The following is a 25,502-nucleotide window of genomic DNA, read 5'->3' on the forward strand; positions in this document are numbered from 1 at the left end:
GGACGTTCAACGGACCGCCTCCTTGCTGTCCTGTTCGCCCTGCGCACGAGCGGGTCGGCTGAGCGCTCCGGCGAACATCCGGCGCAGTGGCGAGACGCTGCCGCCGCGCCCCGTGCCGCGGCCGTAGCGGCGCTCCAGCCACGCCTGCGGAACGCTGAGCAGGGTGACCAGCCCGAGGTACCAGAGGCTGGCGACCACGAGCATGGGGATGACCTGGTAGTTCTGCGCGTACACGGCCTGGATGTTGGACATCAGGTCGTGTGCCGAGATGATCGACACCAGGGCGGTCATCTTGAGCATGTTGATCGTCTCGTTGCCCATCGGCGGGATGATCACTCGCATCGCCTGGGGCAGCACGATCCGCCGCATCGTCAGGACCGGCCGCATGCCGAGGGAATGGGCTGCCTCGGTCTGACCGGTGTCCACCGACTGGATGCCGGCGCGGACGATCTCCGAGGTGTACGCGGCCTCGTTGAGGCCGAGGGCCAGCAGTGCGGCGACGGCCGGGGTGAGCAGGGAGTTCGTCTCGATCCGCAAGAACGTGATGTCGGTGAAGGGGACACCGATCAGCACGTACCTGTAGAGGGCGGCGGCGTACCCCCAGAAGATGATCTGCACCAGCAGAGGTGTGCCCCGGAAGAACCAGACGAAGAGCGAGGACATCCCGTACAGCACGGGATTGGTCGACAGCCGCATCACCGCGATCAGCGTTCCGAGGACGAGGCCGAGGGCCATCGACGCCGCGGTGAGCCAGAGGGTGGTGACCAGACCGGAGAAGACCAGGTCGGCGAAGAGGAAGCGGCCGATGATCTCCCAGTGGAGGTTGTCGTTCTGCGCCAGCGATCCGGCCACGCCCACGAGGGCGGCGACCGCCGCGAGAGCCGCGATCCAGCGGCCGTAGTGGCGCAGGGGAACGATGGTCAGCTGCTCGGGCGCCGTGCGGTCGGTGTCCGGGGGCGCCGTGGTGATGGCCAATTCAGTCCACCGCCGCGTTCTTCGTGGCTTCCTTGACGGCGATGGATGCGACACCGTACTTGTCGAAGATCTTGATGACGGTTCCGTCGTCGATCAGGGCCTGCAGCGCCTTCTGGATCGCGTCGCTGAGCTGCGGCAGCTTCTTGGAGACGGCGATCCCGTTGGGCGAGGCGCCGTAACCGCCCGCGGCGGCCGGGTCGTCGACGACTTCGAAGGCGTTGCCGTTGTCGGCGGTCTTGGCGGTCCAGCCGGCTGCGGGCTTCGTCTGGACCTGGGCGACGACCTTGTCGGAGCGCAGGGCGAGCTGGGCGTCGGAGTCCTTGGGGAAGGTCTGGATGTCGATCTCGGCCTTGTTCGCGGCCTTGCACTTCGCCTGGTGTTCCTCGAGCAGGTCCAGTTGGTTGGTCGCCGCCTGCACCGCGGCCTTCTTGCCGCACAGGTCGTCGAGGGTGGCGATCTTCTGCGGGTTGCCCTTGACGACCATGATCCCGGAACCGGAGACGGAGTAGTCGACGAAGTCGACGACCGCCTGCCGCTCCTTGTTGTCGGTCATCGCCGACATCGCCGCGTCGAACTTCCCGGCCTGGATGGCCGGCACGATGCCGTCGAACTTCTGCGGTGTGAAGGCGAAGCGCACACCCAGCTTCGCGCCGAGCGCCTGCCCCAGGTCGTAGTCGAGACCGGTCAGTTCGGGCTTGCCCTCGGTCACGAACATCTCGAAGGGGGCGTAGGGGACATCGGTGGCCACCCGCACCACGCCCGACTTCCTGATCTCCTCCGGCAGGGCGGCGTGGAGCGCCGGGTCCTTGGCGACCACGACTCCGGCGACGGTGGCGGCGGCGGGCGACTCGGCGTCACCGCCAGAGGCATCGTCCCCGCAGGCTGCGACGGTCATGAGGACCGCCACGGAGAGGGCGGAAACCCTCGACACGCGGCGGAGGGAAGGGCTTGGCATCACAGGTGACCCTCTCGGCAGATCGGCCGGCGACGACTTGGGGCGTCACCGTCTGACACGCCAGGAAATTACATGAGCGACTGATGATTGGCTAGATGTAACTCATGTTTCATGAATGCCGCGAGGCCGCGATGCGTCCCGAAGCGCTCCCATGCGGGACCTCTCACCTGCTCACCCACGGCAGCAGGTCGCCATGCCCGACCGAGTGTGGTGTTACATCTTCCGCAGCACACGATCGGCCTGTACTTTCCGTTGCTGCACGCCGCAGTGTCTGCTTCACCGCTTCGCTGCGATCCCCTTCACCGCTGCTCACGGAGGACTCATGCGTCCGCTCCGCCCCCACACCTCCCCCGCGTTCACCTCCGCCTCCCCCGCGCGGCGCCGACCCGCACACCGCATCGCCGCGTGCCTCACCGCCGCTCTGGCGGTCATCGCAGGCGGGTTCGTCCAAGCCGATCAGGCCGACGCCGCAGCCAGCCGCATCCGCCTCGGCAGCTCCGCGGACGCCAGCCGCACCACCTGGTCGGGCCCCGCCTTCACCATGAACGGGTCCGGTGGCATCGTCCCCGCCTCCATGGCCAAGGCCGTCGACGCCATCCGCGGCGGAACCGGCTCGCTCGACGTGGTGGTGCTGGCGGCATCCACACCCGGTTCCGGCAGCAGGACACCCGAGTGCGACGCGGTGATGCGCCTGAGCGGCATCAACTCCTGCACCACGTGGACGCTCACCAGGGCGAGTGACGGCAACAACACACAGGCCAACACCGACATCCGCAACGCGGAGTTCGTCTACTTCGCCGGTGGCGACCAGTGCACGTACGCGGCCTGGAAATCCACATCCCTCCGCGCCTCCGTCCAGTCGGTCGTCGCCAAGGGCGGCGGCTCGGGAGGAGGCAGCGCCGGTCACCACATCAACAGCTCCGTCGTGTACGACGCCTGCCGCGGCAGCATCACCTCCAGCGAGGCCCTCGCCAACCCCTACGACTCGTACGCGACGTTCACCACGGGCATGTTCGACTGGCCGCATTACGGTGCCACCATCAACGACTCCCACTTCGTCACCCGCGACCGCATGGGCCGCACCATGGCCTTCGTCGCACGTGCACTCGAGGACGGACTCACCCCTGGCGGCAAGGCCTGGGGGGTGGGCGTCGAAGAAGGCGGTTCCCTCTTCATCGACAGGAACGGCCTGGCCACCCTCTCCGGCGCCGACACCTACGTCGTCCTCGGCGACCACCAACCCGAGAAGGCCACCGCTGGACAGCCCCTCACCTACTCGAACTTCAAGATCTGGCGCTTGACCTCCGGCCAGACCTTCGACTTCAAGAACCGGCCCACCTGCGGTTACTACCTCAGGAGCGTCACCAACGGCGTCACGGACAGCAACCTCTACAGCGGCGCCCCCGTCACCAGCTGCTGAACACGGGGGGCGGCGGCTCGCCCGGCAAGGGGCGGGCCGCCGGCAGTGGTCAGGCGGCGGCGTTGACCGGCTTGGGCAGCAGGAACCGCCCGCGGCGAGCATGAGGAAGCTCGAGGCGGGCCAGTGCCGCTCGCCGCCGACGGTGAGCGGGTAGGCGATCAGCGGCGGAGAGCGGCATGCCCAGCGGGTCCAGCCGCCGGGCCGGCTTCTCCCGCGACTTCGGGACGTACCGCGGGGCTCACAGCACGGTGGCCAACCCGATGGGCAGGTTGATCAGGAGGGCCGACCGCCCGCCGACGACCGCGCTGCCCTTCGTCATGCGCCAGGAACCGCCCCATGGCACCGGCGGCATGGACCGGGCTCACCTCACGCGAGCTGGGCGGTGACGACCCCGTACGCGGCGAAGGCGGCGGCCGAGAGCACGATCAACCCGAGCCGAACGGCCGAGAGCCACAGGCCGAGGGTGCGCCGGCGCCCGGTGCCGGCCCGCGAGAGGAGGGCCGCAGTTCCTCCAAGTGACGAGACCAGTGCAAGCGCGGCCGTGAAGAAGGCCAGGGCCCTGGGAGACGTGGGCTCGGTGGCGGGGCCGTAGTCCTCCGTGATACCGGGCAGCAGCAGGCCCAGGGCACACAGCACGAGGGCCGTCAGCACCGTGGCGAGGAAGTCGAACGAAAGGGCGACGGCCCAGGCGACGGGCAGCCGTCGGGACGGACTCGGCATCTGGTGTACCGGCATGCGTGTCTCCGTGAGGTGTTGTCTGCGCGGCTGCACCCGTCGCTCATTCAGCTTGTTCGGCGGTTCCCGCGACGGCCGGACCGAGATCGGTGGGGAGGTGGCGTACCGCCTGGGCTACTGCTTCCTCGGCTGTGGCGGCCTCGTCGAGGACGTGGTCAGAGAGAGGATGCCTCCTCACGCGGTATGGGCTGCCGTTGTGTGACGGGACGATGGCCACGTGAGCGCGGAACGGGTGTCCCGTGCACGAGCTGAAGCCGAGCGTCCAGTGGCTGGAGAACACGTAGAGCTGTCGCAGCCGCGGTTCTGCGTGCGCCGCTTCCACGAGTTCGCCGAAACCTGTGAAATCCGGTCGCTCGGCCGCCTGCTCCCGCATCGTGCGCCACTGCCACTCCACCACTGCGGCCGGCCCGCGTTCGTGAGCTTGTGCGCGCTCGCCGGAGTGGAGGAACGGCAGCTCAGCCCGCAGGTCCATCAGGCTCCTGCCCCGCCCCCATGCCGCTCCGGCCCTGACGACATCCGCCAGGTCGGATGTCGCTCCGGTGATGAGTTCGACTCCGTGGCTCCAGCCGGAGACACCGAACCAGCGGCTCTCGGAACCGATGTGAACGGAGAGCGGCTTGCGCTCGGGGACCGACGAGGCGAGACCGGCCGAAGCGAGTGGGCCCCAGTCGCCGGGTACCACTGCGAGATCGACACCCAGTTCGGCCGCCAGCTGTTCCAACGCTGCGGCCAAGCTGCCCGCAGCAGCCAGATCGGGATAGAGGTCGGAGTCCATCTCCGCATTCTGCCGGGGCGGGGGTCAGATCGGAGCGGCGGGTTCTGGCGCACTTCCCGTGAAGCCAGGGTGCTGTTTCAGCCCAAGGTGGCCGGGGCCGGTCAGCGCTGCTCGGACGCAGTGTCCGCCTGGCGCTGTTCACAGTGCGCGCAGCGCTCGCGGCCGTCCCACATGGACCAGCCGAAGTCGGCGGGGGTGAGGGCATGGCCCTCCAACTCGTGGCGGACGGCCTCGCGGTAGGCCCAGACCGCGTCGAGGTAGGGATGGTAGATGTCGTGGAACGCGGGGCTCGAGATGCCGGCGCCCGCGGCGACGGTCCTTCGGAGGGCGCGGAGGCGTTCGAACATGGTCTGGCCCGTTCCCGCGATCCGGGGGCTGGCGTCGAGGAAGAGGCGCTCGCGCACCTCGTAGATGCGGGCGTTCGTCAACGCCAGGCGGCTTGCTTCCTCCAGGTCGGTCGCCTCATCGCCGTGCTGCGCGAGGCGGCGCAGTTCGGTGTGGGCCGCGCCTGCCGCGGAGATGAACTCCGTGTAGACGTCCCGACGCCGTTCCTGAAGGCCGCGGCGGTGTTCCTGGCGTGTGCGCAAGCGGTCGGCCAGCACCGTGCCCGCTATCGCGATGAGACCGCCGCCCAGTGTGGCGACCAGCGTTCCCCACTGCATCCGTGACTCCCCCAGTCGGTGTTCGGGAAGGGCGCGCCCCCGCGCCGTCCCGTCCCGCAGATCATGCCCGACCACCGCCTCCCACCATGCGCCGGCCACCGACATCACTCACCTTGCCGTGCCCGGCTCCGCTCACGCTCATCCGCTGCCGACAGCACATCCCTGCACAGCGCCATACCGGTGAACGGCGGCAGGGACGGATCGCGGGGGGCGTTTGACGGCAAGGATCAAGCACGCCTGGACACGCTCGCAGACACCGGGCAGGCCCCACTGGGATGAGAGAGAAGGAAAGAACGATGCGCCCCTTGAAATACACCGTCTGCATCAGGATCTCCCTGCCGCGGGAGCGGGTGGTCCAGCTGCTCGCCGACCCGGCACACCTGCCGAAATGGCTGCGGGGCCTGGTACTGCACGAGCCGCTGCGTGGGGAGCACGGGCAGCTCGGCGCCACGTCGCGGGTTGTGATGCAAACGGGCCGGCGGAAGATCGAGTGCATCGAGACCATCACACGTCGGGAACCGGCGGACCTGCGCGAGATCCGGCAGACAAGCGTCGTCCACTTCGACCGCGAGATCGTCGGCGAGGGCATGTGGAGCGCCGTGCGCGACCGGCTGACCGAAGCCGGCCCGGGAACGACGCTCTGGGAGAGCGAGAGCGAATACCGGTTCAACGGCTTTCTGATGAAGCTGGTGGGCATTCTGATGCCCGGCGCCTTCCGCAAGCAGTCACACCAGCACATGCGTGACTTCGCGGCGTTCGCCGAACAGGGGAAGGACGTCCGCGAGGCGACGGACTGAGCGGGTCGGGGGGCCGGGGGTCTCGCGCCTCCTACACGATCCGATCCTTCGCCGGACTGCCGGCACACCAGGCACCCGCCAACCGCGGCGCCCCGCCCGGCAGGCGGGCCCTCCTGTCCGCTAGTTGTAGTAACCGTCGACGTAGATGGATACCTTGTCGGTGGTTTCGCGATAGCCGGCGAGAGAGGAATTCCAGTAATCGACCGTGGACTGGGCTGACCACCAGGCTCCGTACGTCTGATTGACCGTACTCGAAACGGTGTTGCACTTGAAGGAGTCGCCGCTCTTCATCCACTTCATCACGACGCAGGTCCAGCCGCCGTAGCCGACTCCGGAGCTACCGGGGCCATAGGTGAGCGAGATATCGCGCACGTAGTGCTGCACAGCCGGGTTCGCGTGAATCATGTACACGGTCACTTGGCCGTTTGCCTGATTCATCAGCCCGTGACCGCAGGTCTGCATGGAGAGGCCGGGAGTGGAACTGGAGACCGCTTTGGTGAGGCACAGGGAAGTGCCGGCCTGGGCGGGGCTGGAGATACCGACGACAGCCACCGCGGTTGCTCCGGAAACTGCAAGGGAGGTGACGCTCTTCGCGAAGCGCATGAAGATCCCCTGATCGTGAGTGCCGTGCACGACGATGGCAATGGGTGCACCGTACCCAAGCGAGGGTGGGCACACCATAGCCCCAACATCCCTTCGTTCTAAGGGATTTGATCCGCCCACCCCCATCCGTGTGGGCGACGGGGCGGTCACGGAAGGTCGCGATCGCCGTGATCTCGGGCGGGCCCCCTCCCCCGCAGACTGCGTCCGGCACGCGAGGGTCACGTCGAGCGCCTGGCGGCGCCGCCGAGTCCGGGCAGCGCCTGGCGTTCTCGGCCGTCGCTGGCGACGTGGAACTCGACCTCGACCGGACGCAGGCGTACCGGTCTCCCGCGGACATTGAGCATCCGCGCCGTCGTGCGGTGATCAGGCTTGCCCCGACCGCAACCGACACCCGTCACACCGGCGTTCCAGCAGGACTTCAGGAGCTGCCGCGAGGAGGTTGCCGGATGCTCACCGAGGGAGACGAGGCCGGTCGCGGTGAGTGCGCCAGGCGGCGAGCACTTCGGCACGGCTGCCAGCCGGATGCCCGGCGTACCAGTCACGCAGAAAGCGGTTGAGCTCGAACTGCGAGCCGATCTCCTGCGGCTGGGCAGCGGCCTGGCGCGTGGCGTGCCAGTGGGCGACGGCATCTGCCAGGGTGCACCCGGCACCGTCGGCCACGAATGCCCGCATGGCGGCGTCGAAGTGGAAGGACCGGCCGATCTCGCGGCGGAAGTACTCACGCAGCACCTGGCTGCACCGCTGGCCCTCGGGAATCACCGTGGATCCGTTCACGGGCGCGGCGAGCTGGCGGCCGGTGCTACGCGTCCGGGGCGGCGCGACCGGCCGGGCGACCCCGTCCAATGCGGCCCGTAGCCGCTCCGTCAGTGCCGCCTTCCCACCGCCCCGCGGCACCCCGAGCTCGCGGGCAAGCCCGGTCAGCTCGGCCAGCGTCCAGTACCAGCGGGACAACTCGTCCCCGCTCAACGCCGCAGTCAGCTCCGGCCGCGCCGCAGCACCCGCATTCGAACTCATGTCCCCATGATAGGACGGCGGCCGCGGCCGGGAACGGGTCGTCGGACGGGCAACTCGGCACACGCCGCACGGAACTCGGGACATGTCTGGTCCGGTTCAGGGCCGTCAGCGGTTGTCCGCACAGTTCCGGCATCGCCGTCATGCACGTACAAGGTGACCAGCACCCACACCCGCACCGCCGGGTCCAACGCGGTGAACGGTCTGCCCTGCTCGTCGGTCCCCGCCAGGCGGCGGTGCATGCGCTCCAGGCGGGCGACCACACGGCGCAGCCCTTCACGGTGGGAGAAGAACAGCCGCTTCGGGAAGCGGCCACGGCGCCGGGTGCACCCGTCCGAGAGCACCCCGGGTCTTTGGAACACCGGCCATCCCATCCCATCCCATCCCATCCCATCCCATCCCATCCCATCCCATCCCATCCCTACACGACACCGGACTGCCGGAGAGGCACCTCAAGGGGCTCCGGGCCGGGTGGCCGGGCCGAGGTAGGCGACCAGCTCCGCCGTGCCGGGCAGTCCCGGCAGGGTGTGGCGCCGCCAGCCGGCGGCGTACCCGGGCGGGGGCGCGGACCCCCGTACGAGCACCGCGACGGGGCGGCTGCGGGCGGCGGCCGTGAGCCCGGCCGGGGTGATACTCGCGTCGTGGCCGCCGGCCTGCCGCGAGGCGCAGCCGGCGCGGAAGGCGATCCGTACGGCCTCCTCACCGGTGAGCAGGCACGGCGGACGGACCCCAAGTCGACCCAGTTCGGCGGCCACCGCGCCGAAGGCCGTCCGGTTCCTGCGGCTGCGCGACGCCGCGCCGTCGAGGATCAGGTACTGCACCCCCAGATGGGCGAGCAACCCCAGGGCGAGGACTCCGGCCGCGAGCGGCCGTGGGCGCGCGGTCCGGGCCAGCCAGGCCAGGCAGACGGCCGCCGGCAGCGAGAGCAGGGCGTAGGCGGGCAGCAGGAAGCGGGGGGCCGCGTATCCGACCAGGAACAGGTACGGCGCCGCCAGGCACAGGCCGGTCAGCGCGGCGAGGACCACGGGCGCGCGGGCGGCAGCGGCCCGGCGGCGCTCCCGCACCGCCGCCATGATTCCGCCGCCGACGAGCAGGGGAAGCAGGAACCACCACAGCGCGGCCAGGGGCCGGCGCAGCGGCACGTCGCAGGGGCGGCACAGGGTCCGCCCGGCCAGCGCCCGCGCGTGGTCGCCGAAGGCCGGGTTCCACCCGAGGTGGCCCTGGATCTCGCTGGCACGTGCGAGCCGGGGGAAGAGCCCGCCGTAGCGTACGTACGCCTCGATGATCCATTCGGCGCTGCCGAGGACCGCTCCCGCGGCGAGCACCAGGAACAGGGCCGGGCGCCGCCACGCGCGGACGGCCGCCGCGGCGAGGGCGAGCGGCAGGACGAGCCAGAAGGCGTCACCGGGCCGCATCAGCGCGACCAGCGCCACTCCCCCACCGAGACCGATCGGCGCCAGCCGGTCGGAGGGGTCACGCGCGGCCCTCAGGAAGCAGCCGACCGAGATCATCGCGCCGTAGGCGACCCAGAGGTTCGGCATGGCCTGCGGGCCGTAGAGCAGGGTGATCCACAGTCCGGCGAACAGCGCGCCGGCCAGGGCGGGGACACCGGCGGGCAGGAGCCGTAGCCACACCCGCATCGACAGGAACAGACCGGCTCCCGACAGCAGGGCGAGCCAGACGCGGAGCGCCTCGACCGATGAGGTCAGGACGGCCACGGGTGCCACCAGGAAGGTGATCCCCCGGGCGCGGGGGGCGCTGAAGAACGCGGCCGGGGCCTGGGGGCTGACCTGGCTTACGTAGACGGTCTCGTCCCAGCCGAGACCCGATCCGGGCACGACGAGGACCAGCTGGAGCACCGTGTACACCGCGGCGACGACGGCCGGCCAGCGCAGTTCCCGGCGGCCCACGGCGTACGGGGAGGGGCGAGGCCGTTCGCCGCGGGGGCCGGGTGCCACGGCGGATGTCTGCGTCATGTGCCGGACCTCGTCGAAGCTCGGGGCAGGGCGGGCGTCCCCGCCCACTGGGCACCACGCTGCCCCGGCGAGGGCGCCCGCGCCATCCGGGCTGCGGCACTCGGACCACGTGCCCGTGCTCACGCGCCGGCGTGCCTGCTGACGCGCTCGACCGGGAGCGTTGGCCGCCTACAGCGGACTGCACTGACCGCGCGGCGGGCCCGGTCCCGGTCCGCGTCGGTACGAGCCGGCTCCCGCCACGAGCACCTCGGCCGACGTGCCGCACCCGGTCGGGCATCCCCGAACCAGGACGCGCAAACGCCTACTCACGCGCCCACGGCCGATGGTGCTGCCCGTCACGGAGCGGCGGGGTCGCCACCCGGGTCGAGGCTCTCGAGGAACCGCCTTTGCCCCTCCAGGAATCCGTCCGCGAAGAGTGAGCGGGGCGCGAAGAGTGCCGTGAGCGTGATCTTGAGCTTCGACTGCTCGATGGACTGCTTGAGCAGTGAATGGGTCGCGTCGGGGTAGTGCTCGACCGTCATCGCGCCGCCTGCGTCCAGCACCCTGCGGTAGACGCGCTCGGTGTCGGCGGTGTCCACGTTCCTGTCGTGGCCGGCGAGGACCAACAGCACCGGTACGCCGCGCAGGGCGCGGAGGTCTTCTGTTGCGTCCGCGGTGTAGTTCTTGGAAATGAAGGCCCACCGGTCGGCGGTCATGCCGTCCGCGTCGCCACCCCTCGCCGTGACGTATTCCTCGAAGGTCGCGCGGCGTTCCAGCAGCCTCCGGGTGGTGTCGCTCCTCGCGATCGCCGCGTCCGTACGGGCATCCGACGCACCGTCGGCGCGCAGCTCGGCGAGGAGGTTGTAGCGGCCCTGCCGGAGCCAGTTGATCGCCGGAGAGACGGCGACGGCGAAGCTGACGGGCGTCTTGGCGGCGATTTTCGGCAGGACCCAGCCGGCCTGGCTGGCACCCCAGAGTCCGATCCGGCCGCCGTCGATGTCCGGGCGGGCGCGCGCCCAGGCGATGGCGGCGGCCGCCTCGTCGGCCCGGTCGTCCATGGACTGGGCGAGCCAGTTCCCGGGGGCGCCCGCCACGCCGGGCTTGTCCCAGGACAAGGAGGCGTAACCGGCCTTGGCGTTCGCCTCCCACAGGGGCTTGTACCCGTCGTCATGGGTGGCGTCGACGGGGCCGTCACCGTGCACGTACACGACCAGGCCGTGGCGGCTGCGGCCGTTCTTGGGCAGGGCCAGTACTCCGTTGAGGGTGTGCCCGCCGTGACGGATCACAACCCGCTGTTCGTCCACGTCGTACGCGTGCTGCCACAGCACCGCACCGGCGAGACCAGCCGCCGCGAGGAGGGCCGTGAGGAGCGACCACACGGTGATGCGGAGGCCGCGTCGGCGGAGGTGGGTCTTCGGATGCATGGATCGGACCGCCTCTGTTGGGATGAGGCGACACAAACTATCATCAGCGGAACGGCCGTCGGAAGAATGATAGATTTAGTGGGAAGGCAGCGAACGAGAGGGCAGGCATGGAACGGGATGGGACGGACCCCGGCACCGGACGGGTGACGCTTCGGCGGGGCCTTCCGGCCGGCGCCGAGCGGCGGGCGGCCGAGCTGTACTGGGAGGCGTTCGGCCGCAAACTCGGCCCCGCGCTGAACCCGCCGGACAAGGCGGTGCCCTTCATCGCCGCCCACCTGAACGCCGATCGCGCGGTGTGCGCCCTCCTCGAAGGGCAGCTCGTCGGCCTCGCCGGCTACCAGCTCGGGGGCCGCGCCCTCACGGGCGGATCGGCGTCCGCGGTGCTCGGGACGTACGGACGCCTGCGTGGGCTCCACCGGCTCCTGCTCCTCGCCCTGTTCGAGCGGCGCCCGGCAGCCGGACAGCTCGTCATGGACGGCATCGCCGTGGACCCGGGCCTCCGCGGCCGCGGGGTCGGCAGCCTGCTCATCGAGGAAGTGGCCGCCGTGGCGGCGGAGCAGCACTGCCGGGAGATCAGGCTGGACGTCATCGACGCCAATCCGCGGGCGAAAGCCCTGTACGAGCGGCGCGGCTTCACGGCCGTGCGGACCGAGCACACGCCCTACCTGCGCGCACTGCTGGGGTTCAGCGCGGTGACCACCATGCGCCGCGCCGTCGGAGCGGCCGGCACTCGAAGCGGTGGCGGAGTGGGGGAACGGTGAGCACCGAGGCGGAGGACCACGTCGAGGTCCCCACGCGCATGCTCGTCCACGCGCTGATCCGCGAGGACGGGAGTGTCAGCGCGGACGAGCTCTACACCGTCGCCACCACGCTGGGGATGAGCGACCAGCAGGTTCGATTGTGCGTCAAACGCCTCGTCGCCGAAGGCCGGTTCACGCACGAGGGCCGTGGCCGCAAGGCGGTACTGCGGGCGACCGAGGACACCACGCGCGCTCTGGCCCCCAACGCGGACTTCCTCCGGCACGCCTTCCGGCAGGACGACGGGCTCGCACCGTGGGACGGTGTCTGGCACCTCGCCGCCTTCGCACTGCCGGAATCGGCGCGCGCCGCGCGGGACGCCCTGCGCGAGACGCTCGTCCACCTCGGCGGCGCCCCACTCCAAGGCGGACTGTACGTCGGCGCCCACGCCTGGGAGCCGTACGTGGAAGAAGCGGCCCAGCGCCTCGGCGCCCACGGCGCACTGACCCTCCTCACCACGACTGACCTGCGCAAGGGCGACGCCCACGAGCCGGCCGAACTCGTCCGCCGCCTCTGGCCCCTCCCCGAGATCGCCGACCGCTACCACCGCCTCGGCCGCATCGCCCAGTCCCGCCTCACCCGGCTCACCGGTCCTGCCGGACTCTCCCCCGCCGCGCTCCTCACCATCGCCGTCGAGTTGGCCGCGGAACTGACCCGCGCCATGGAGCCCGATCCGCTGCTGCCCCCCGAACTCCTGCCCCGACCCTGGCCCGGCACCCAGGCCCGCGAGCTCGTCGCCCGGTGCTGGAAGGTCCTGTACGAACGAGAAGGCGGCGAAGGCCGCCCGGTCCTCTTCCGCCTGTACGCCGACATCACTCGAGAAGCGGCAGATCGGACGACGCGCTGAGGGCGGGGGTTCAGCGCCGTGGGGGCAGACGATGGAGCGTCACCTCGCCCACCGTCCCGGCGTCGACGGTCACTGTCATGAACGTGCAGAAGGGCTGTCGTCGGCGGTCCGTGGGCGAGCCCGGGTTGAGCAGGCGCAGACTCCCGGCGGCGGTGTCCCAGGGGATGTGGCTGTGGCCGAAGACCAACAGGTCCAGGTCGGGGAAGCGTGCGGCGCAGCGCCGCTCTCGTCCCGTGGCCGCTCCCGTCTCGTGCACGACCCCGAGGCGCACTCCCTCCAGCTCGGCGTGGGCGATCTCGGGGAGTCTGCGGCGCAGTCCCGGCCCGTCGTTGTTGCCGTACACGGCGATCAACCGGCGGGACCGGGACTCCAGCAGGTCGAGCGTGGGCTCATCGACCCAGTCCCCCGCGTGGATCACGGCGTCGGCCTCATCGACGGCGGCCAGGAGGGCTTGCGGGAGTGACCTGGCGCGGGTGGGGAGGTGGGTGTCCGAGGTCAAGAGGAGCCGCATGCGTCCCACGGTAGAACGCTGCGGCCGCGAGCGCCCCGATGAGGTACGCGACCAGCGTCCGCAGCAGAACGTTTTTCAGCCAATGGGAGCGGGGGGCGGGGCCTGGGGCGTGGACGTTCCCTGCTCGTTCGCACAGATGGGCGGCACCGCACGGCGCGGAGCGTCGTACGAGGCTTTCGGACGTGTCCGGATTGCGGGTTGTAGCGCCCGAGCGCCGATGTAAGACTTTGCTGAAAGTTTCAGAAAGCTTGCAGTCCGGCATCGAAGGGACGTGGTGAAGGTGAGGCGCGCAACCGGTTGGTACCGGACCGCCGCGGGGTTTCTGCTGCTCATGGGGGTGTTCGCAGCGACTCCTGCCTCGGCTGTGGCAGCGGAGCCGCATCCACGAGTGACAGTCGGCTTCGAAGTGGTGGCCCAGACCGAGTGGGGCGACACCGTCTTCGTGACGGGCAGCGCACCCGAACTCGGCTCCTGGTCGCCGGACGCGGCCGTACCGCTGTCCACCACCTCGTCACCGGTCTGGACGGCTTCCCTGGTCCTCGACGGAGCGGCTTCCCTGTCGTTCAAGTACTTGATCAAGAGGTCGGACGGGAGCGTGGTCTGGGAGCAGGCCAACAACCGTGCGCTGACGACCCCGTCCGACGGCTCCTCATTCACGACGCACGACACGTTCCGCGAGACGGCCGGCACTCCTGCGTCCGGCATCGCACCCGACTGCGCTGTCGCTTACACCTCATGGCGCTACACGGTCGTCGCCAGCCAGTGCGGTGTGCCGCTCCGCCTCCAAGTGGTCCACCAGAGCGGCACGGTCAGCGACTGCCGCTGGGTGGAGGCGGGCTCAACCGCCACCTTCGCCGGCTACGGTCCCGCCCGCGACCACGTGCTGGCCGTGAACCACTGCTGAGACGGCAGGGGCGGGCGGTCTACTCCGGGATGTCGGTATGGAGGCGGACGGTGGTGCCCTGGTCGGGGCTGGAGCGGATCTCGACCAGATCGCAGAGCTGGTGGGCGAGCCACAGGCCGCGGCCACCGATCTGCTCCGCGGTGGGGCGGATGCGGCCCACCATCACGTCCGGGATGTAGCCGCTGTCCCGGAATTCACAGATGAACACCGCCTCCTGTGCCCAGGTGCGCAGGGTGCCACTGCCCCCTCCATGGCGAATGCTGTTGGTGGCGATCTCGGTGACGGCGACGGCGAGCTTCGACAACCGTTCCTGCGGGATGCCGGCATCGGTGGCGCACTGGGCGACCTTGGACCGGACCGCGGCCAGGTCACCGTGGGTGTAGCCGACCTCTTGGTAGGGGTCGCAGGGGCCGGACAGGGCCTGGAAGGGGTACACGTCGCCGCGCAGATAGCCGTCGTTGTGCGAGGCGTGGTGCCCCTCCTGGCGGATCAGGGGGTGGCAGCGAGACAGCGACTGCAGGGCGTCCTGGTCCTCGTCGGTGGCGTCGTAGGGGCAGAGCATCGACCAGGCCGGGCTGTGTGCGAAGGCCCGGTTCAGCAGCCATTCGTGATGCTGCAGCTCCGAGAGGTGCGCGGCGCTGCGCACGGTGCGCCAAGCCGTTTCACCGATGCCTCGGACGGGCCGGCCCCCCTCACCGCGCTCCGCCATCCAGCTCGCCCAGGCGGCGATGTGACGTCCTGGGTTGGGACCGACGGTCGAGGTGTCCACGAAGGCGACGGCGCCCTCAGCGCCCAGCTCCTGCCGCAAGAGCGAAGTCTTCTCCGCGGGAACGGCGACCACCACCGCTTCGTCGGCTTCCAGCGCTTCGTGGATGTAGCCCAGTGCCCCGCTGAGGAACTGCTCCTCGCCGCGATAGGGAAACAACTCGTGCCGGAACTCCGCACTCGGGCGATCGGGCGATGTCGAGGCGGCGGACGGGTTCGAGAGCGGGTTCGTGCTCATGCGGCCATCACCACGGGCAGGTCGGCACCGGCAAAACCGGCCAGTTGCCAGCACAGGCGCACGGTGTCGTTGGCGCCTTCTACGATGATACGGCGATCGGGCAGGTGGCGGGCCGCATCGAGCAGGGCTTGCATGCCCGCGGCGTCGATCATCTCGAGCCGGTCGAACCGCAGCGTCACCGTCGGCGTGGTGCGTACCGCCGCCCGGGCGGCCGCATTGAACGCGAGGGCGCACTGAGAGTCGATCACACCGTCCACACTCCACATGTCAGTACCCGCGCAGTACATCCGGAAGGACGGACGCGCTGCACGTGTGCCCATCCCATGCGGATGCACACTCTCCACGTTCTCCAGCGCGGACGGGTCCCACTGGAGCGGCCTGAACGCGCACACCACCATGGCGCCGCTCTCCGCCGCGAACTCGTCCAGTCCGAGCTCCTGGGCGAGGAGCTCCTCGGCCGCCGCGAGTGAGGTGCGGGGCAGCCGCTCGGTAAGGACGCGGACGGCCCGGAAACCCTCGCGTTCTGCCGTACGCGCCTCGCGGCGCACGGCGGCCAGGACTCTGTCCGTGTCCGCCGGCCGGGAGCAATCGAGGACCACGGCGGCCGAGGGCAGCAGCCCGTCGCTGAAGGGGGAGGCACCGGACGTGGAGCCGATGGTGTCCACCACCACGAGCTTGTCCCCGTACAGCGCGCCATCGGCGAGGTAGGCCCGCGCTCCGTCGGGCAGGGCTGTGGCGGCGGAGCCCATGTGCCAGCAGATGTGATCGCCGAGCTCGACCTCGTCGAACGTCGCCAATTCCCGCGCCGCTCTCACTCCGCCCCCTTCCCACACCATTGCGGACACACAAGGTTACCGAGCCCGTCCGACAGTCACCGACCCGGCTCCACCCCGGCAGCGGCAACCGATCCACTCCACCCCCTGCCCCCGGCGGAGTGCACCAACCTGCCGGCCGACCGCCGGGAGGGGTGGTGTGAGTGATCGCCGACCGGTCGGCACGCACCGCATCGCAGGCTGCGAGGCCCGAGCTGATCTCTGGCCCGCGGTGGTCAGAGATCAGGCGGCGAACGGGTTGGCGTGGCCGGGCAGCTGCTGCCCCGGGCGGAGGAACCGCTGGTCGCCCCGTTCGTCGCGCACCGCGAGGAAGCCTGCGTCCGTCAGGCGCTGCGCGATCTTCTTGCGGCGGTACGCGCCCACGGTGAACGCCACGGTGACGAGCAGCGCGACCGCCCCGCCGGAAGCGACCGCCTCGACCGGCGACCTGTCGATCAGCATGAGGAGGGCCAGGGCCCCGCAGGCGAGATAACTCTTCACCTTCTGGCTCCGGTCAGCGATGTACAGGGCCATGACGTCGAAGGTGATGAGGTCCTTCAGCACGGCCACGGCAGCGACCGCTTCGGGGAGCGGTTTCAGCGAGCCCTGCTCCAGGCCCGGCACTGTCCCGCCGTTGCCCGCCCGTGGATGGGCGGTGATGGTGGCCGCCTCGCGGACCCGCGCTTCGGACTGCGGGTCCCGGTGCATCCGGACCTGGACGAGCGAGTTCTTGAACCCGGTCCTGTAGGCCGTGCCGTACGTGTAACCGTACTGCTCCGCCACGTGCGCCAGGGCGGCCGCCTTGGCAGTGGAGCCCTGGGGGGCGATCTCGACGGTGTCCTGCTGGCGGGCGATCTGCTGGAGCATCCCCGCTATGTGACGTTCTACGGACATCCTGTTTCCCCGCCCTCCGGGACCCTGCGCCCGGGCCCGACCGGCGCACAGCCTAGGGGGTGCGCCGGCCGTCGGAACACGCGAGGTCGCCCGGCGACGCCGCGGTCGCCCGGTGAAGGCCGCGGCGATGGGCCGCACCGGACGCTGTTCGAATCACGGGGCCTGACCGGCAGCATCTCGCGGGCCGTATGCCGTGTCCCCGGCCGGGGAGCGGGCGTTGCACAGGGCACGGTTCTGGAGCTGGGCGCGGGTGCACCTGCGTCTGGGGACAGGGTGCCGTTCTTCCCCTGTGCGGAACCCGAACCCGCACCGCTTGTTCAAAGAGATACGTCTATGTCCACCATGAAGAAGAGCTTCGCCATCGCCGCGACCGCGGCCACCGTTGTCATGGGCGGCGCCGGCATGGCTGCCGCCGACGCCGGCGCTCACGGCGCGGCGATCGGTTCGCCCGGCGTCCTGTCGGGCAACCTGGTCCAGGTCCCCGTCCACATTCCCGTCAACGTGTGCGGCAACAGCGTCAACGTCATCGGCCTGCTGAACCCGGCCTTCGGCAACATCTGCGTCAACGACTGACGCTCCGGGCCCCGCCGAGTAAGCGCCGGCGGCCTTGACTGTCCTCGACGCGTGAGCGCGGCGGCCGGACTCCTCCCCGGCCGTCCCGCTCACCACTGCGCCCGTCCCCGGGGGACCCGGGGGCGGGCGTCCTCATTCGTGGGTTCGCTCCCAACGGGAGCTGTAGTGCGGGAGCATGGAACATGCACCCGGACCCTGAGCCGAGAGCCGGCCCGATCGCTCTGATCACCGAATCCGACCACCACTGCGTCGTCGTGCTGCACGGTGACGTCGACGAGCCGGAGCACATGGAGCTCGTGGCGCTGGCCCTGGGCTCGGGTGAGCGAAGCGGCAAGCAGATCGTCGTCGACCTGTCGCGAGTCGGGTACACGCGCATCGACCTGCTCTACGAACTCCTCAAACCCGGACACCCGGAAGGGCAGTGGCCGTGGCTGTGCGGCCCCTTCAACCCACACCTCCGGCGCCTCCTGGAGGTCACCGGGACCGCCGGCATCTTCCGGATCTTTCCCACACTGGGCGACTGCACGAACGCCACTTGACCGTATCTCGTTCGTTCCGGCAGCCGTCCGGCGAACTGTCACGGCACGCCCGGACAGCAGAACGGCCCCGCCCTCAGAAGAGGGGGAGCCGTTTCAGCCTGCCGTGGGTCGCGTGGTTCAGGCGTGGCGGTGGTGTCGCTTGTTGCCCGTGACCAGTCGGTAGACGGCGAGGAGGATGACCGAGCCGATGATCGCGGCGATCCAGGTGGAGAGGTCGAAGAAGCCGTCGATGGAGTCGACGCCGAAGATGACCTTGCCGAGCCAGCCGCCGAGCAGACCGCCCGCGACGCCGATCAGCATGGTGATGATGATGCCGCCCGGGTCCTTGCCCGGCATGAGTGCCTTGGCGATGAGGCCCGCGAGCAGCCCTATGAGAATCCAAGCGATGATGCCCATGATGCGTCTCCTACCTCGATGTATAAAGTTGGTGTCAACGATCGTCTTCACCGTGGCGGGGATTCCAAACGTGCCGGTCTCCTGAAGTTCACGATGAGAGGCGCCGCCGCTGCGCGCAGTCCCTGCCGGGCCTCGGTCTCAAGCCCGAGGCGGTCGTCTGAGCAGGACGCTTCACGTCCGCCGGGCTGTGCCTCCTGCTGGGAACCCTGATCCTGGACTGCCGTCGCATGACCTGGCACGCAGTTTGCCGGCTGCTGCCGCCGGTTCCTGCTCCGTCGGGAAGCCACTCGCCTCGGAACGGCCCCTCGGTTGATCAGGGGCCCGATGTGATGAGATTTCACCGGTGTCGCCCCGGCCCGCTCCGTCGTCCTCGGCCGCCGAGGCATGCTGTGTGATCAGCTTGTGTCCGCCGGCCCCGTACCGGAGGCCGGTGGACCGGGAGTCCTCGGTGACAGGTGATGGTGATGGCGCCCACCCGCGCGACTGCTCAGATGCTCGTCAACCTGCTTGCCGCCAGTCACGTGGCGACATTGGAGTCGCTGCCAGCTCTGCTGCGCGAGTACACGCCGCAGGCCGGTCTGGAGCACGTGCACATCTACTTGTCCGATCTCCGCGAGGAGACGCTGCGCGAGATGACCGGCGAGGGACTCGACGCCGCCGAGGCGGGAGAGCAGCTGCACATCGAGAGCACGGTGGCGGGGCGTGTCTTCCAGAGCCTGCAGATCCTGCCCGGAGGAGGGGAGAACGGCAGGCGGTACTGGATTCCGCTCCTGGACGGCACCGAGCGCCTCGGCGTCCTGTCCGTCGGCCTGCGGACAGAGCCGGACGACGAGACCCGCACCGCGATGACCGCTCTGGCGTCTCTGGTCGGCTTGCTGATGGTCTCCAAGCGCGCCCACAGCGACTCCTACGCGCGCCTGACCCGTTCACAGCCCATGTCCGTCTCCGCCGAGATGCAGTGGACCCTCATGCCCCCGCGCACGTTCGCCGGGCCCCGGGTGACCGTCGCCGCCGCGATGGAGCCCGCCTACTCCACTGCGGGCGACGCCTTCGACTACGCACTGGCCGAGGACACGGTTCATCTCGCGGTCTTCGACGCGATGGGCCATGACACCGCGGCCGGCCTGACCGCCAACCTCGCGATGGCCACCTGCCGAAACCAGCGCCGTCAGGGCGCCGGTCTCGAGCAGGCCCGCGACGCCATCGAATCCATGCTGCTCGAACAATTCACCCGCGACCGCTATGCGACGGCGATCCTGGCCGACCTCGACCTTGGGAGCGGCCTCCTGTCCTGGATCAACTGCGGCCACCCGCCGCCCATCCTCATCAGGGCCGGCCGTTGGATCACCGCCCTGGAACGCCGCCCGACCCACCCCCTGGGGACGGATCTGGGCCTGCCCGTCGAGATCCACCGCGAGCAGCTCGAACCCGGCGACCGGATCATCTGCTACACCGACGGCATCATCGAAGCCCGCGACCGCTCGGGGCGGGAATTCGGCCTCGACCGGTTCGTTCAGTTCATCATCCGGCACCAGGCCGACGGCTTCCCCGTCCCCGAAACCCTGCGTCGGCTGGTCCACGCCGTCCTGGACCACCACGACGGACGGCTCGGCGACGACGCCACCGTGCTGCTCTGCGAATGGCACGGCCACCACCTGCCGCCCCTGGCCGAGGCCCTCGGCCCGCTGGCCCGCACGTGATCCGGTCGCAGAGGAACCGGAGCTCCTCAGCGCCACCGGACTGCCGGCTGGGGACCGGCCCCTGCGGGCGTCGGCCCGGGGTTCGCCAAGTCCGGTGAAGACGCCCGCTGTTCGTCCCTCTCGTCGTAGCGTTGCGTGGGAAGGGCGGGCGTCGAAGGGCGGGGACACGGTGACGGGTACGAGCGGGGAGGGTCGGCGACCGTACGCTCCGAGCCGGGAGGAGGTGCTGGCGGCCGTGGGCTGCCTGGAGCGGCCTTCGCCTCCGGAAGCGATCGCCGCGGCCGTCGACGCGATACGGCGTACGGAGGACGGGGCCGGCGACGATGCGGACCGGGCGCCCTGCGCCTCGGTGGAGGCGGTGCTCGCGCTGCTGCACGAACTGGAGCAGAACGTGCTGGTCAAGGCGTACGTCGCCGCATTCTGGGCGGCTCTCGGAGTGCGTGCGCAGGAGTCCGCAGATCAGGGCAGATTGTGGTGGCCGGTGGACAAGTGGCGAAGGGCCGCCCTGGCCACGGGGCGGCGGGACCTTCGGAACTGGAGGGACAAAGAGGCCCAGCGGGAGGAGGACCGCGCTCGTCGGGAGAACTCGCTGCGCAGCAACCTGGAGGCGGTGGTGGAAGCGAACCGCAGAATCGAACAAGCATGGAACCGCAACCCCGGCCCGGGGGCGAACTGACCCGCCGCACGCGCGCGGCCCCGCCCGCGCCCTTCGGCGGCCCGGTACCGCCCCCGGATGGGCGTTCGGTTAGGGTACCCTTTCCTTGCCGTGGGTCGGACCGGTGCCGCCGGGCGGAACCCGTAAGGCGGACAGCCGTAGGACCGGACAGGCCAGAGGACGGGGCGCACATGGACGACGGAGGCCGGGCTGGTGCGCCGTCGTGCGCCCGCAGGGATGGGACGCCGAGGGGAGTGACCGGCGCCGGGGCTCGCGGTGCGGAGCTCGGGGCGAGGCGTCGTGGATAGGATCGCGCTCACGGCCGGAGCCCTGTACGTCATCGTGCTGCTCCGCGCCGGGGGGACTTTCGCCGTCGGGTGGCTCGCCGGCGCCGGCGCCCGGCGCAGCAGGTTCGCCGAGCGGATCTCCTCGGCGAAGTTCCGGCGGGCCGAGCTGGCGATCCAGCGGTGGGGTGCGCCGGTGGTGGCCGTCTCCTTCCTGACCGTCGGTTTCCAGACGGCCGCCAACTTCCTCGCGGGCAGCATGCGCATGCCGTTGCCGCGCTACCTCCCCGCCCTGCTCGTGGGCGGCGCCGCCTGGGCGCTGATCTACGCGACTGCGGGGCTCGGCGTGCTCGAAGTGCTGGCAAGGCTCTTCGCGGAGCGGACGGCCCTCGGGGTGTCCGCCGTGGCCGTCCTCCTGCTCGCGGTGGGCGGGGTGGTGGTGTACCGGCGAAGGAGGGCGGCGCTTTCCTCCGGCGACACCGTGGCCGAGAAGTCCTGACCCCGAGCCCGGGCCCGAGCCGGTGCCGCAGTAGGCGAGCCGGGCGCGCGGCCCCAGTCCTCCCGTCGGAGCAGCGCGCCGAGAGCCCCCTCGGCCGCGATCGGCGGACCCGGTCACGCCTGCCGGCCTGAGCCGCCCGGGCCGGAGTTCGTTGCGGTGGACGGCGACCGTGTTGTCCTCGGCGCTGACGATGACCGCCAGTCCCGCACCCTTGCCGCCCACGGACCGGGGCCCGCGAAGGAGCCGCCTCGACTGTTCCGTGACGTCGACGACCCGCCGCCGAACGACCGCTGAGGCGATGTCGCGCGGGACACCGGGTGCTCCGCACGCGGGCCGTGCGACTTCGTCGTCACCCGCGGACGGAGCGCACGGAAACCAGCCGCGTCACACGCCTATCGCGCAGGCGTCGATCACTGCTACAAGTATGACGCTTCAACAACTCCTGATCCCCACAACACTTCAGGGAGTTCTTTGTCATGCGCATGCTAAGACGGGGCCTGCCCGTCCTGCTGACCCTCGCGGCCGCGAGCATCGGTCTGGCCCAGCCCGCGTCCGCCGCCGCGGCGGCCGGGGAGCGGTACGTCGCTCTCGGCGACTCCTACTCCTCCGGCGTGGGGGCGGGCAGCTACCTGTCCGACAGCGGCAGCTGTCAGCGCAGCAGCAAGGCGTACCCGTCCCTGTGGGCGGCGGCCAACGCCCCGGCGTCGTTCTCCTTCACCGCCTGTTCCGGCGCGACGACCAGTACGGTCAAGAGCGGCCAGCTGACGCCCCTCAACAGCACCACCACCCTGGTCAGCGTCACCGCCGGCGGCAACGACGTCGGGTTCGCGAACGTCATGCAGACCTGTGTCCTGCAGAGCGAGGCGACCTGCGTCAGCGCCGTCAACAACGCCATCACCCAGGTGAACAGCACCCTGCCGGGAAGCCTTTCGTCCCTCTACGGCGCCATCCGCACCAAGGCCCCGCAGGCTCGTGTCGTCGTGCTCGGCTATCCGCGCTTCTACCAGTTGAACGGCAGTTGCATCGCCGGGCTGAGCGAAACCGAGCGGGCGGCGATCAACCGGGGCAGCGACGCCCTCAACGGCATGCTCGCCAAGCAGGCCGCCAACGCGGGGTTCGCCTACTCCAGCGTCGTGGACGAGTTCACCGGCCACGAGATCTGCTCGAGCGCCGCCTGGCTCCACAGCGTCTCCGTGCCGGTCTCCAACAGCTACCACCCCACGGCCACGGGCCACTCCGGGGGCTACCTGCCCGCCTTCCGCTCCGCCGTGTGATCTTCACCCCGGCCACGCCCGGGGCCTTCCGCGCTCGGGAGTCGACGCGGGTAGACCCCGCCGTCGACGGCCGACCTCCCACACCCATCCGCCCCCATCCGCACCAGGAGAGAAGCACATGAAGCCTCCGCAGTCGCTCCTCCGCCCCCAGGCCGGCGCCACGACCGCCGGCCGCCCCCGAGGAAACGCCCTCCGCGTGGTGGTCACCGCGCTCGCACTCGTCCTCGGCGCGCTCTTCGCCCCGGGCGTGGGCGTCGTCGGCGGCGCGACCGACGCCCACGCGGCCACCAAGATCAGCCACGCCACCGCGACCTCGATGTTCCGCAGCTCCGGGATCACCTGGTCCTCCTCCGGCGGGTGCTCCGACCGCAACAACCCGACCTGTACGTCCTTCGAGCAGCTCAACCTCGCCTCCGCGAAGGGCGCCCAGACCCTCAAGAGCGCCAGCGGCTGCGCCCTGAACATCACCGGTGGCACCGAGACCGGCCACGCCGGCGGCACGTACTCGCACTGGAACGGCTACAAGCTCGACTTCAGCAAGTACACGTGCGTCGGGAACTACATCAAGAACACGTTCACCTACATCGGGGTGCGCGGTGACGGCGCCCCTCAGTGGAAGTCCGGCGCCGGCAACATCTACGCGGATGAGGGCAACCACTGGGACGTGACGTTCTACAACTGCGGCGGCTGCTGAGCCGGAACCCGCTAGCTGGCACGTGACGGTCTGCCGGTCTGCCCGGACCTCCGGTCCGGGCAGACCGTACGACGGCCGCTCCGCGTGCTCGGCCGGGCACCCTACTCGGCGCTGTGGACCCGAACCCCGCCGACGTACGTCTCCACGGTGCGGACCGCGTGCAGGTCGGTGGGGGCGACGGCGAAGGGGTCTCGATCCAGGACCGCGAGGTCGGCGAGCCGGCCGACGGCTATCACTCCGGCCTGGTCCTGGTGGTTCACCCAGGCCGAGCCCGCCGTGTAGGCGGCGAGGGCATCGGTGAGGGCGAGCCGCTGCTCGGGCAGGAACGGGGGGCGCAGGTCCGGCTCCCCGAGTTCCTCGGCCCACACCTGCCGGTTGACGGCGACATGGATGCCGTGCCAGGGGTCCGGACTCGAGACGAACCAGTCGCTGCCCGCCGCGAGCACCGCACCGGCCGCGTGCAGGGCGCCGAACGGGTACTGGCGCCGGCCCCGTTCCTCGCCGAGGAAGGGCAACGTCAGCTCGTCCATGGCGGGTTCGTGCGCCGCCCACAGCGGCTGCATGTTGGCGGCGGCGCGCAGCGTGCGGAATCGCGGGATGTCGTCGGGGTGGACCACCTGGAGGTGGGCGAGGTGGTGGCGCAGGCCGGTGTGGCCGTGCACGGCCACGGCGGCCTCGAGCGAGTTGAGCGCCTCGCGGACCGCTCGGTCGCCGAGCGCGTGGAAGTGGATCTGGAAGCCGTGCCCGTCGAGGGCGATCACGGCGTCGCGGAGCAAGGCGGGATCGACCATGGAGATCCCGGCGTTGTCGCCCGGGCAGCCGCAGCAGTCCAGGTAGGGCTCCAGCATGGCGGCGGAGAAGTTCTCCACCACCCCGTCCTGCATGATCTTGACGGTGCCGGCGGTGAAGCGTCGGCCCTGAGCGGCCTTCTCACGGCGGGCGAGGAGCGAGTCGAGCTGGCCGAGGTCCTGGTCCCGTTCCCACCAGAGCGCTCCGCGTACGCGCGCGGTCAGCGACCCGTCGGCGTCGCAGGCGAGGTACGTGTCGAGCGGATCGGGGAAGCCCGCGTACGCGCCGACGAGCGCGTCCTGCCAGCCGGTGATCCCGAGCGAGTGCAGCAGCTCCTGGGCGGCCAGGAGCCCGGCGCGGGCCTCTGCCGCCGAGGGCACGGGCGCGAGCGTCCCGACCAGCGACATGGCGCCTTCGTGCAGGACGCCGGTGGGCTCGCCCGCGGCGTCGCGTTCGATGCGGCCGTCCGCGGGGTCGGGTGTGTGCCGGTCGAGTCCGGCCAGGGCGAGGGCGCGTGAGTTGACCCACGCGGAGTGTCCGTCGCGGACCGGGAAGTAGGCGGGCCGGTCGGGGAGGATGTCGTCGAGCTGGTCGCGGTGCGGCAGCCCGCCGGGGAACGCGTCGAAGGACCAGCCGCTGCCCTGGATCCAGGCGGCCTCCGGATGCGCGGCGGCGTGCGCGGTGATCGTGTCGCGGTACTCACGGGCGGTACGGCCCCCGCTCAGGTCGCAGCCGAGCATGCCGATTCCGGCGATCACCGGATGCACGTGCGCGTCGGTGAAGCCGGGTTGCACGAACCGGTCGCCGAGATCGGTCACTTCGGTACGCGGACCGATGTGCTCGCGGATCTCCCGGTCCGTGCCGAGGGCGGTGATCCGATCGCCCGTGACGGCCATCGCCGAGATCCGGTGGCGTACCGGGGAGGCGGTCCAGATGGTGCCGTTGAGGAGGACGAGGTCTGCGTGGCGCATGTGCGGGCTCCGGTGGGTGACGACGAGTGGGTGGCGAGCGGGTGACG

Annotated in this window: 28 protein-coding genes; 12 read left to right on the forward strand and 16 right to left on the reverse strand. The window is 70.6% G+C overall.

What is annotated here, in order from left to right; all coding sequences use genetic code 11:
- Positions 1-6: 6 nt before the first annotated feature.
- Together AC07FY_RS22450 and AC07FY_RS22455 are read right to left on the reverse strand one after the other, a co-directional pair.
- Positions 7-975, reverse strand: coding sequence for an amino acid ABC transporter permease (locus AC07FY_RS22450; protein ID WP_479008849.1), 969 nt, complete (start codon positions 973-975; stop codon positions 7-9).
- Between the two features lies 1 nt (position 976).
- Entirely contained in the window at positions 977-1,870 is an 894-nt protein-coding gene (locus tag AC07FY_RS22455) for an ABC transporter substrate-binding protein (RefSeq protein WP_479008851.1), read from the reverse strand.
- A 382-nt stretch (positions 1,871-2,252) separates the two neighbouring features.
- Between AC07FY_RS22455 and AC07FY_RS22460 the strand changes: the two genes are divergently transcribed.
- Entirely contained in the window at positions 2,253-3,350 is a 1,098-nt protein-coding gene (locus tag AC07FY_RS22460; protein WP_479008853.1) for a hypothetical protein, read from the forward strand.
- 366 nt (positions 3,351-3,716) lie between these two features.
- Here the strand turns inward: AC07FY_RS22460 and AC07FY_RS22465 are convergent, their stop codons facing one another.
- The 3 genes from AC07FY_RS22465 to AC07FY_RS22475 all read right to left on the reverse strand — a co-directional run bounded on the left by AC07FY_RS22465 (position 3,717) and on the right by AC07FY_RS22475 (position 5,522).
- The gene (locus AC07FY_RS22465; RefSeq protein WP_479008855.1) at positions 3,717-4,085 is read right to left on the reverse strand and encodes a hypothetical protein; all 369 of its coding nucleotides are present in this window, start codon (positions 4,083-4,085) and stop codon (positions 3,717-3,719) included.
- A 43-nt stretch (positions 4,086-4,128) separates the two neighbouring features.
- Positions 4,129-4,860, reverse strand: coding sequence for a DUF6193 family natural product biosynthesis protein (locus AC07FY_RS22470; RefSeq protein WP_479008857.1), 732 nt, complete (start codon positions 4,858-4,860; stop codon positions 4,129-4,131).
- Positions 4,861-4,961: 101 nt separating this feature from the next.
- Positions 4,962-5,522: a CchlQ gene (locus AC07FY_RS22475; protein WP_479008859.1), complete on the reverse strand. Its 561-nt coding sequence runs from the start codon at positions 5,520-5,522 to the stop codon at positions 4,962-4,964.
- A 296-nt stretch (positions 5,523-5,818) separates the two neighbouring features.
- Between AC07FY_RS22475 and AC07FY_RS22480 the strand changes: the two genes are divergently transcribed.
- The gene (locus AC07FY_RS22480) at positions 5,819-6,319 is read left to right on the forward strand and encodes an SRPBCC family protein (RefSeq protein ID WP_479008861.1); all 501 of its coding nucleotides are present in this window, start codon (positions 5,819-5,821) and stop codon (positions 6,317-6,319) included.
- Positions 6,320-6,439: 120 nt separating this feature from the next.
- Here AC07FY_RS22480 and AC07FY_RS22485 read toward each other — a convergent pair whose 3' ends face one another.
- From AC07FY_RS22485 to AC07FY_RS22505, 5 genes are all read right to left on the reverse strand, one after another.
- The gene (locus tag AC07FY_RS22485) at positions 6,440-6,922 is read right to left on the reverse strand and encodes a hypothetical protein (protein WP_479008863.1); all 483 of its coding nucleotides are present in this window, start codon (positions 6,920-6,922) and stop codon (positions 6,440-6,442) included.
- 450 nt (positions 6,923-7,372) lie between these two features.
- Positions 7,373-7,936: a DUF6434 domain-containing protein gene (locus tag AC07FY_RS22490; protein WP_479008865.1), complete on the reverse strand. Its 564-nt coding sequence runs from the start codon at positions 7,934-7,936 to the stop codon at positions 7,373-7,375.
- The gene (locus AC07FY_RS22495) at positions 7,933-8,352 is read right to left on the reverse strand and encodes an oxygenase MpaB family protein (protein ID WP_479008867.1); all 420 of its coding nucleotides are present in this window, start codon (positions 8,350-8,352) and stop codon (positions 7,933-7,935) included. The genes AC07FY_RS22490 and AC07FY_RS22495 overlap by 4 nt, the downstream gene beginning before the upstream one ends.
- 33 nt (positions 8,353-8,385) lie before the next feature.
- Positions 8,386-9,909, reverse strand: a complete 1,524-nt coding sequence (locus AC07FY_RS22500; RefSeq protein WP_479008868.1) for a hypothetical protein — start codon at positions 9,907-9,909, stop codon at positions 8,386-8,388.
- Between the two features lie 335 nt (positions 9,910-10,244).
- The gene (locus AC07FY_RS22505) at positions 10,245-11,312 is read right to left on the reverse strand and encodes an alpha/beta hydrolase family protein (RefSeq protein ID WP_479008869.1); all 1,068 of its coding nucleotides are present in this window, start codon (positions 11,310-11,312) and stop codon (positions 10,245-10,247) included.
- 107 nt (positions 11,313-11,419) lie between these two features.
- Between AC07FY_RS22505 and AC07FY_RS22510 the strand changes: the two genes are divergently transcribed.
- Together AC07FY_RS22510 and AC07FY_RS22515 are read left to right on the forward strand one after the other, a co-directional pair.
- Entirely contained in the window at positions 11,420-12,073 is a 654-nt protein-coding gene (locus tag AC07FY_RS22510) for a GNAT family N-acetyltransferase (RefSeq protein ID WP_479008870.1), read from the forward strand.
- 38 nt (positions 12,074-12,111) lie between these two features.
- Complete coding sequence (locus AC07FY_RS22515; RefSeq protein ID WP_479009081.1) at positions 12,112-12,957, forward strand: PaaX family transcriptional regulator C-terminal domain-containing protein; 846 nt, start codon at positions 12,112-12,114, stop codon at positions 12,955-12,957.
- A gap of 10 nt (positions 12,958-12,967) precedes the next feature.
- On the opposite strand, the gene AC07FY_RS22520 is transcribed toward AC07FY_RS22515, so the two are convergent.
- On the reverse strand, positions 12,968-13,468 hold the full coding sequence (locus tag AC07FY_RS22520; RefSeq protein ID WP_479008871.1) for a metallophosphoesterase family protein: 501 nt from the start codon (positions 13,466-13,468) through the stop codon (positions 12,968-12,970).
- A gap of 388 nt (positions 13,469-13,856) precedes the next feature.
- Here AC07FY_RS22520 and AC07FY_RS22525 point away from each other — a divergent pair, with 388 nt between their 5' ends.
- Positions 13,857-14,372, forward strand: a complete 516-nt coding sequence (locus tag AC07FY_RS22525; RefSeq protein ID WP_479008873.1) for a carbohydrate-binding module family 20 domain-containing protein — start codon at positions 13,857-13,859, stop codon at positions 14,370-14,372.
- A 19-nt stretch (positions 14,373-14,391) separates the two neighbouring features.
- Here the strand turns inward: AC07FY_RS22525 and AC07FY_RS22530 are convergent, their stop codons facing one another.
- The 3 genes from AC07FY_RS22530 to AC07FY_RS22540 all read right to left on the reverse strand — a co-directional run bounded on the left by AC07FY_RS22530 (position 14,392) and on the right by AC07FY_RS22540 (position 17,081).
- Positions 14,392-15,375, reverse strand: a complete 984-nt coding sequence (locus AC07FY_RS22530; RefSeq protein ID WP_479008875.1) for an anti-sigma factor RsbA family regulatory protein — start codon at positions 15,373-15,375, stop codon at positions 14,392-14,394.
- Positions 15,372-16,190: an MEDS domain-containing protein gene (locus AC07FY_RS22535; protein WP_479008877.1), complete on the reverse strand. Its 819-nt coding sequence runs from the start codon at positions 16,188-16,190 to the stop codon at positions 15,372-15,374. The genes AC07FY_RS22530 and AC07FY_RS22535 overlap by 4 nt, the downstream gene beginning before the upstream one ends.
- Before the next feature lie 240 nt (positions 16,191-16,430).
- Positions 16,431-17,081 carry a hypothetical protein gene (locus tag AC07FY_RS22540; protein WP_479008879.1) on the reverse strand — a complete coding sequence of 217 codons (651 nt, stop codon included), beginning with the start codon at positions 17,079-17,081 and terminating at the stop codon, positions 16,431-16,433.
- 333 nt (positions 17,082-17,414) lie between these two features.
- Between AC07FY_RS22540 and AC07FY_RS22545 the strand changes: the two genes are divergently transcribed.
- The gene (locus tag AC07FY_RS22545; RefSeq protein ID WP_479008881.1) at positions 17,415-17,654 is read left to right on the forward strand and encodes a chaplin; all 240 of its coding nucleotides are present in this window, start codon (positions 17,415-17,417) and stop codon (positions 17,652-17,654) included.
- A gap of 182 nt (positions 17,655-17,836) precedes the next feature.
- Positions 17,837-18,193 (forward strand): STAS domain-containing protein, encoded by a 357-nt coding sequence (locus AC07FY_RS22550; protein ID WP_479008883.1) that lies wholly within the window; start codon positions 17,837-17,839, stop codon positions 18,191-18,193.
- Positions 18,194-18,310: 117 nt separating this feature from the next.
- Here the strand turns inward: AC07FY_RS22550 and AC07FY_RS22555 are convergent, their stop codons facing one another.
- A complete protein-coding gene (locus AC07FY_RS22555) occupies positions 18,311-18,589 on the reverse strand; it encodes a GlsB/YeaQ/YmgE family stress response membrane protein (protein ID WP_479008885.1) in 279 nt (92 codons plus the stop codon).
- A 464-nt stretch (positions 18,590-19,053) separates the two neighbouring features.
- Between AC07FY_RS22555 and AC07FY_RS22560 the strand changes: the two genes are divergently transcribed.
- The 5 genes from AC07FY_RS22560 to AC07FY_RS22580 all read left to right on the forward strand — a co-directional run bounded on the left by AC07FY_RS22560 (position 19,054) and on the right by AC07FY_RS22580 (position 23,695).
- Positions 19,054-20,289, forward strand: a complete 1,236-nt coding sequence (locus AC07FY_RS22560; RefSeq protein WP_479008887.1) for a PP2C family protein-serine/threonine phosphatase — start codon at positions 19,054-19,056, stop codon at positions 20,287-20,289.
- Between the two features lie 169 nt (positions 20,290-20,458).
- The gene (locus AC07FY_RS22565) at positions 20,459-20,965 is read left to right on the forward strand and encodes a hypothetical protein (RefSeq protein ID WP_479008889.1); all 507 of its coding nucleotides are present in this window, start codon (positions 20,459-20,461) and stop codon (positions 20,963-20,965) included.
- A gap of 279 nt (positions 20,966-21,244) precedes the next feature.
- Positions 21,245-21,727, forward strand: a complete 483-nt coding sequence (locus AC07FY_RS22570) for a DedA family protein (protein WP_479008890.1) — start codon at positions 21,245-21,247, stop codon at positions 21,725-21,727.
- A 482-nt stretch (positions 21,728-22,209) separates the two neighbouring features.
- Positions 22,210-23,001, forward strand: a complete 792-nt coding sequence (locus AC07FY_RS22575) for an SGNH/GDSL hydrolase family protein (protein ID WP_479009083.1) — start codon at positions 22,210-22,212, stop codon at positions 22,999-23,001.
- Between the two features lie 118 nt (positions 23,002-23,119).
- Positions 23,120-23,695, forward strand: a complete 576-nt coding sequence (locus tag AC07FY_RS22580) for a hypothetical protein (protein ID WP_479008892.1) — start codon at positions 23,120-23,122, stop codon at positions 23,693-23,695.
- A gap of 101 nt (positions 23,696-23,796) precedes the next feature.
- On the opposite strand, the gene AC07FY_RS22585 is transcribed toward AC07FY_RS22580, so the two are convergent.
- Positions 23,797-25,455 (reverse strand): amidohydrolase, encoded by a 1,659-nt coding sequence (locus AC07FY_RS22585; RefSeq protein WP_479008893.1) that lies wholly within the window; start codon positions 25,453-25,455, stop codon positions 23,797-23,799.
- Between the last annotated feature and the right edge of the window lie 47 nt (positions 25,456-25,502).

It is taken from the genome of Streptomyces sp. NPDC045967 (assembly GCF_056430495.1).

Excerpts from the sequence above, each read along its gene's own strand:
- AC07FY_RS22475 (WP_479008859.1), bottom strand. The coding sequence starts at position 5,522 with ATGCAGTGGGGAACGCTGGTCGCCACACTGGGCGGCGGTCTCATCGCG.
- AC07FY_RS22465 (WP_479008855.1), bottom strand. The coding sequence starts at position 4,085 with ATGCCGGTACACCAGATGCCGAGTCCGTCCCGACGGCTGCCCGTCGCC.
- AC07FY_RS22485 (WP_479008863.1), bottom strand. The coding sequence starts at position 6,922 with ATGCGCTTCGCGAAGAGCGTCACCTCCCTTGCAGTTTCCGGAGCAACC.
- AC07FY_RS22555 (WP_479008885.1), bottom strand. The coding sequence starts at position 18,589 with ATGGGCATCATCGCTTGGATTCTCATAGGGCTGCTCGCGGGCCTCATC.
- AC07FY_RS22505 (WP_479008869.1), bottom strand. The coding sequence starts at position 11,312 with ATGCATCCGAAGACCCACCTCCGCCGACGCGGCCTCCGCATCACCGTG.
- AC07FY_RS22560 (WP_479008887.1), top strand. The coding sequence starts at position 19,054 with ATGGCGCCCACCCGCGCGACTGCTCAGATGCTCGTCAACCTGCTTGCC.
- AC07FY_RS22580 (WP_479008892.1), top strand. The coding sequence starts at position 23,120 with ATGAAGCCTCCGCAGTCGCTCCTCCGCCCCCAGGCCGGCGCCACGACC.
- AC07FY_RS22495 (WP_479008867.1), bottom strand. The coding sequence starts at position 8,352 with ATGGGATGGGATGGGATGGGATGGGATGGGATGGGATGGGATGGGATG.
- AC07FY_RS22575 (WP_479009083.1), top strand. The coding sequence starts at position 22,210 with ATGCTAAGACGGGGCCTGCCCGTCCTGCTGACCCTCGCGGCCGCGAGC.
- AC07FY_RS22530 (WP_479008875.1), bottom strand. The coding sequence starts at position 15,375 with ATGAGCACGAACCCGCTCTCGAACCCGTCCGCCGCCTCGACATCGCCC.
- AC07FY_RS22470 (WP_479008857.1), bottom strand. The coding sequence starts at position 4,860 with ATGGACTCCGACCTCTATCCCGATCTGGCTGCTGCGGGCAGCTTGGCC.
- AC07FY_RS22460 (WP_479008853.1), top strand. The coding sequence starts at position 2,253 with ATGCGTCCGCTCCGCCCCCACACCTCCCCCGCGTTCACCTCCGCCTCC.
- AC07FY_RS22520 (WP_479008871.1), bottom strand. The coding sequence starts at position 13,468 with ATGCGGCTCCTCTTGACCTCGGACACCCACCTCCCCACCCGCGCCAGG.
- AC07FY_RS22515 (WP_479009081.1), top strand. The coding sequence starts at position 12,112 with ATGCTCGTCCACGCGCTGATCCGCGAGGACGGGAGTGTCAGCGCGGAC.
- AC07FY_RS22455 (WP_479008851.1), bottom strand. The coding sequence starts at position 1,870 with ATGACCGTCGCAGCCTGCGGGGACGATGCCTCTGGCGGTGACGCCGAG.
- AC07FY_RS22510 (WP_479008870.1), top strand. The coding sequence starts at position 11,420 with ATGGAACGGGATGGGACGGACCCCGGCACCGGACGGGTGACGCTTCGG.
- AC07FY_RS22585 (WP_479008893.1), bottom strand. The coding sequence starts at position 25,455 with ATGCGCCACGCAGACCTCGTCCTCCTCAACGGCACCATCTGGACCGCC.
- AC07FY_RS22500 (WP_479008868.1), bottom strand. The coding sequence starts at position 9,909 with ATGACGCAGACATCCGCCGTGGCACCCGGCCCCCGCGGCGAACGGCCT.
- AC07FY_RS22550 (WP_479008883.1), top strand. The coding sequence starts at position 17,837 with ATGCACCCGGACCCTGAGCCGAGAGCCGGCCCGATCGCTCTGATCACC.
- AC07FY_RS22480 (WP_479008861.1), top strand. The coding sequence starts at position 5,819 with ATGCGCCCCTTGAAATACACCGTCTGCATCAGGATCTCCCTGCCGCGG.
- AC07FY_RS22540 (WP_479008879.1), bottom strand. The coding sequence starts at position 17,081 with ATGTCCGTAGAACGTCACATAGCGGGGATGCTCCAGCAGATCGCCCGC.
- AC07FY_RS22545 (WP_479008881.1), top strand. The coding sequence starts at position 17,415 with ATGTCCACCATGAAGAAGAGCTTCGCCATCGCCGCGACCGCGGCCACC.
- AC07FY_RS22490 (WP_479008865.1), bottom strand. The coding sequence starts at position 7,936 with ATGAGTTCGAATGCGGGTGCTGCGGCGCGGCCGGAGCTGACTGCGGCG.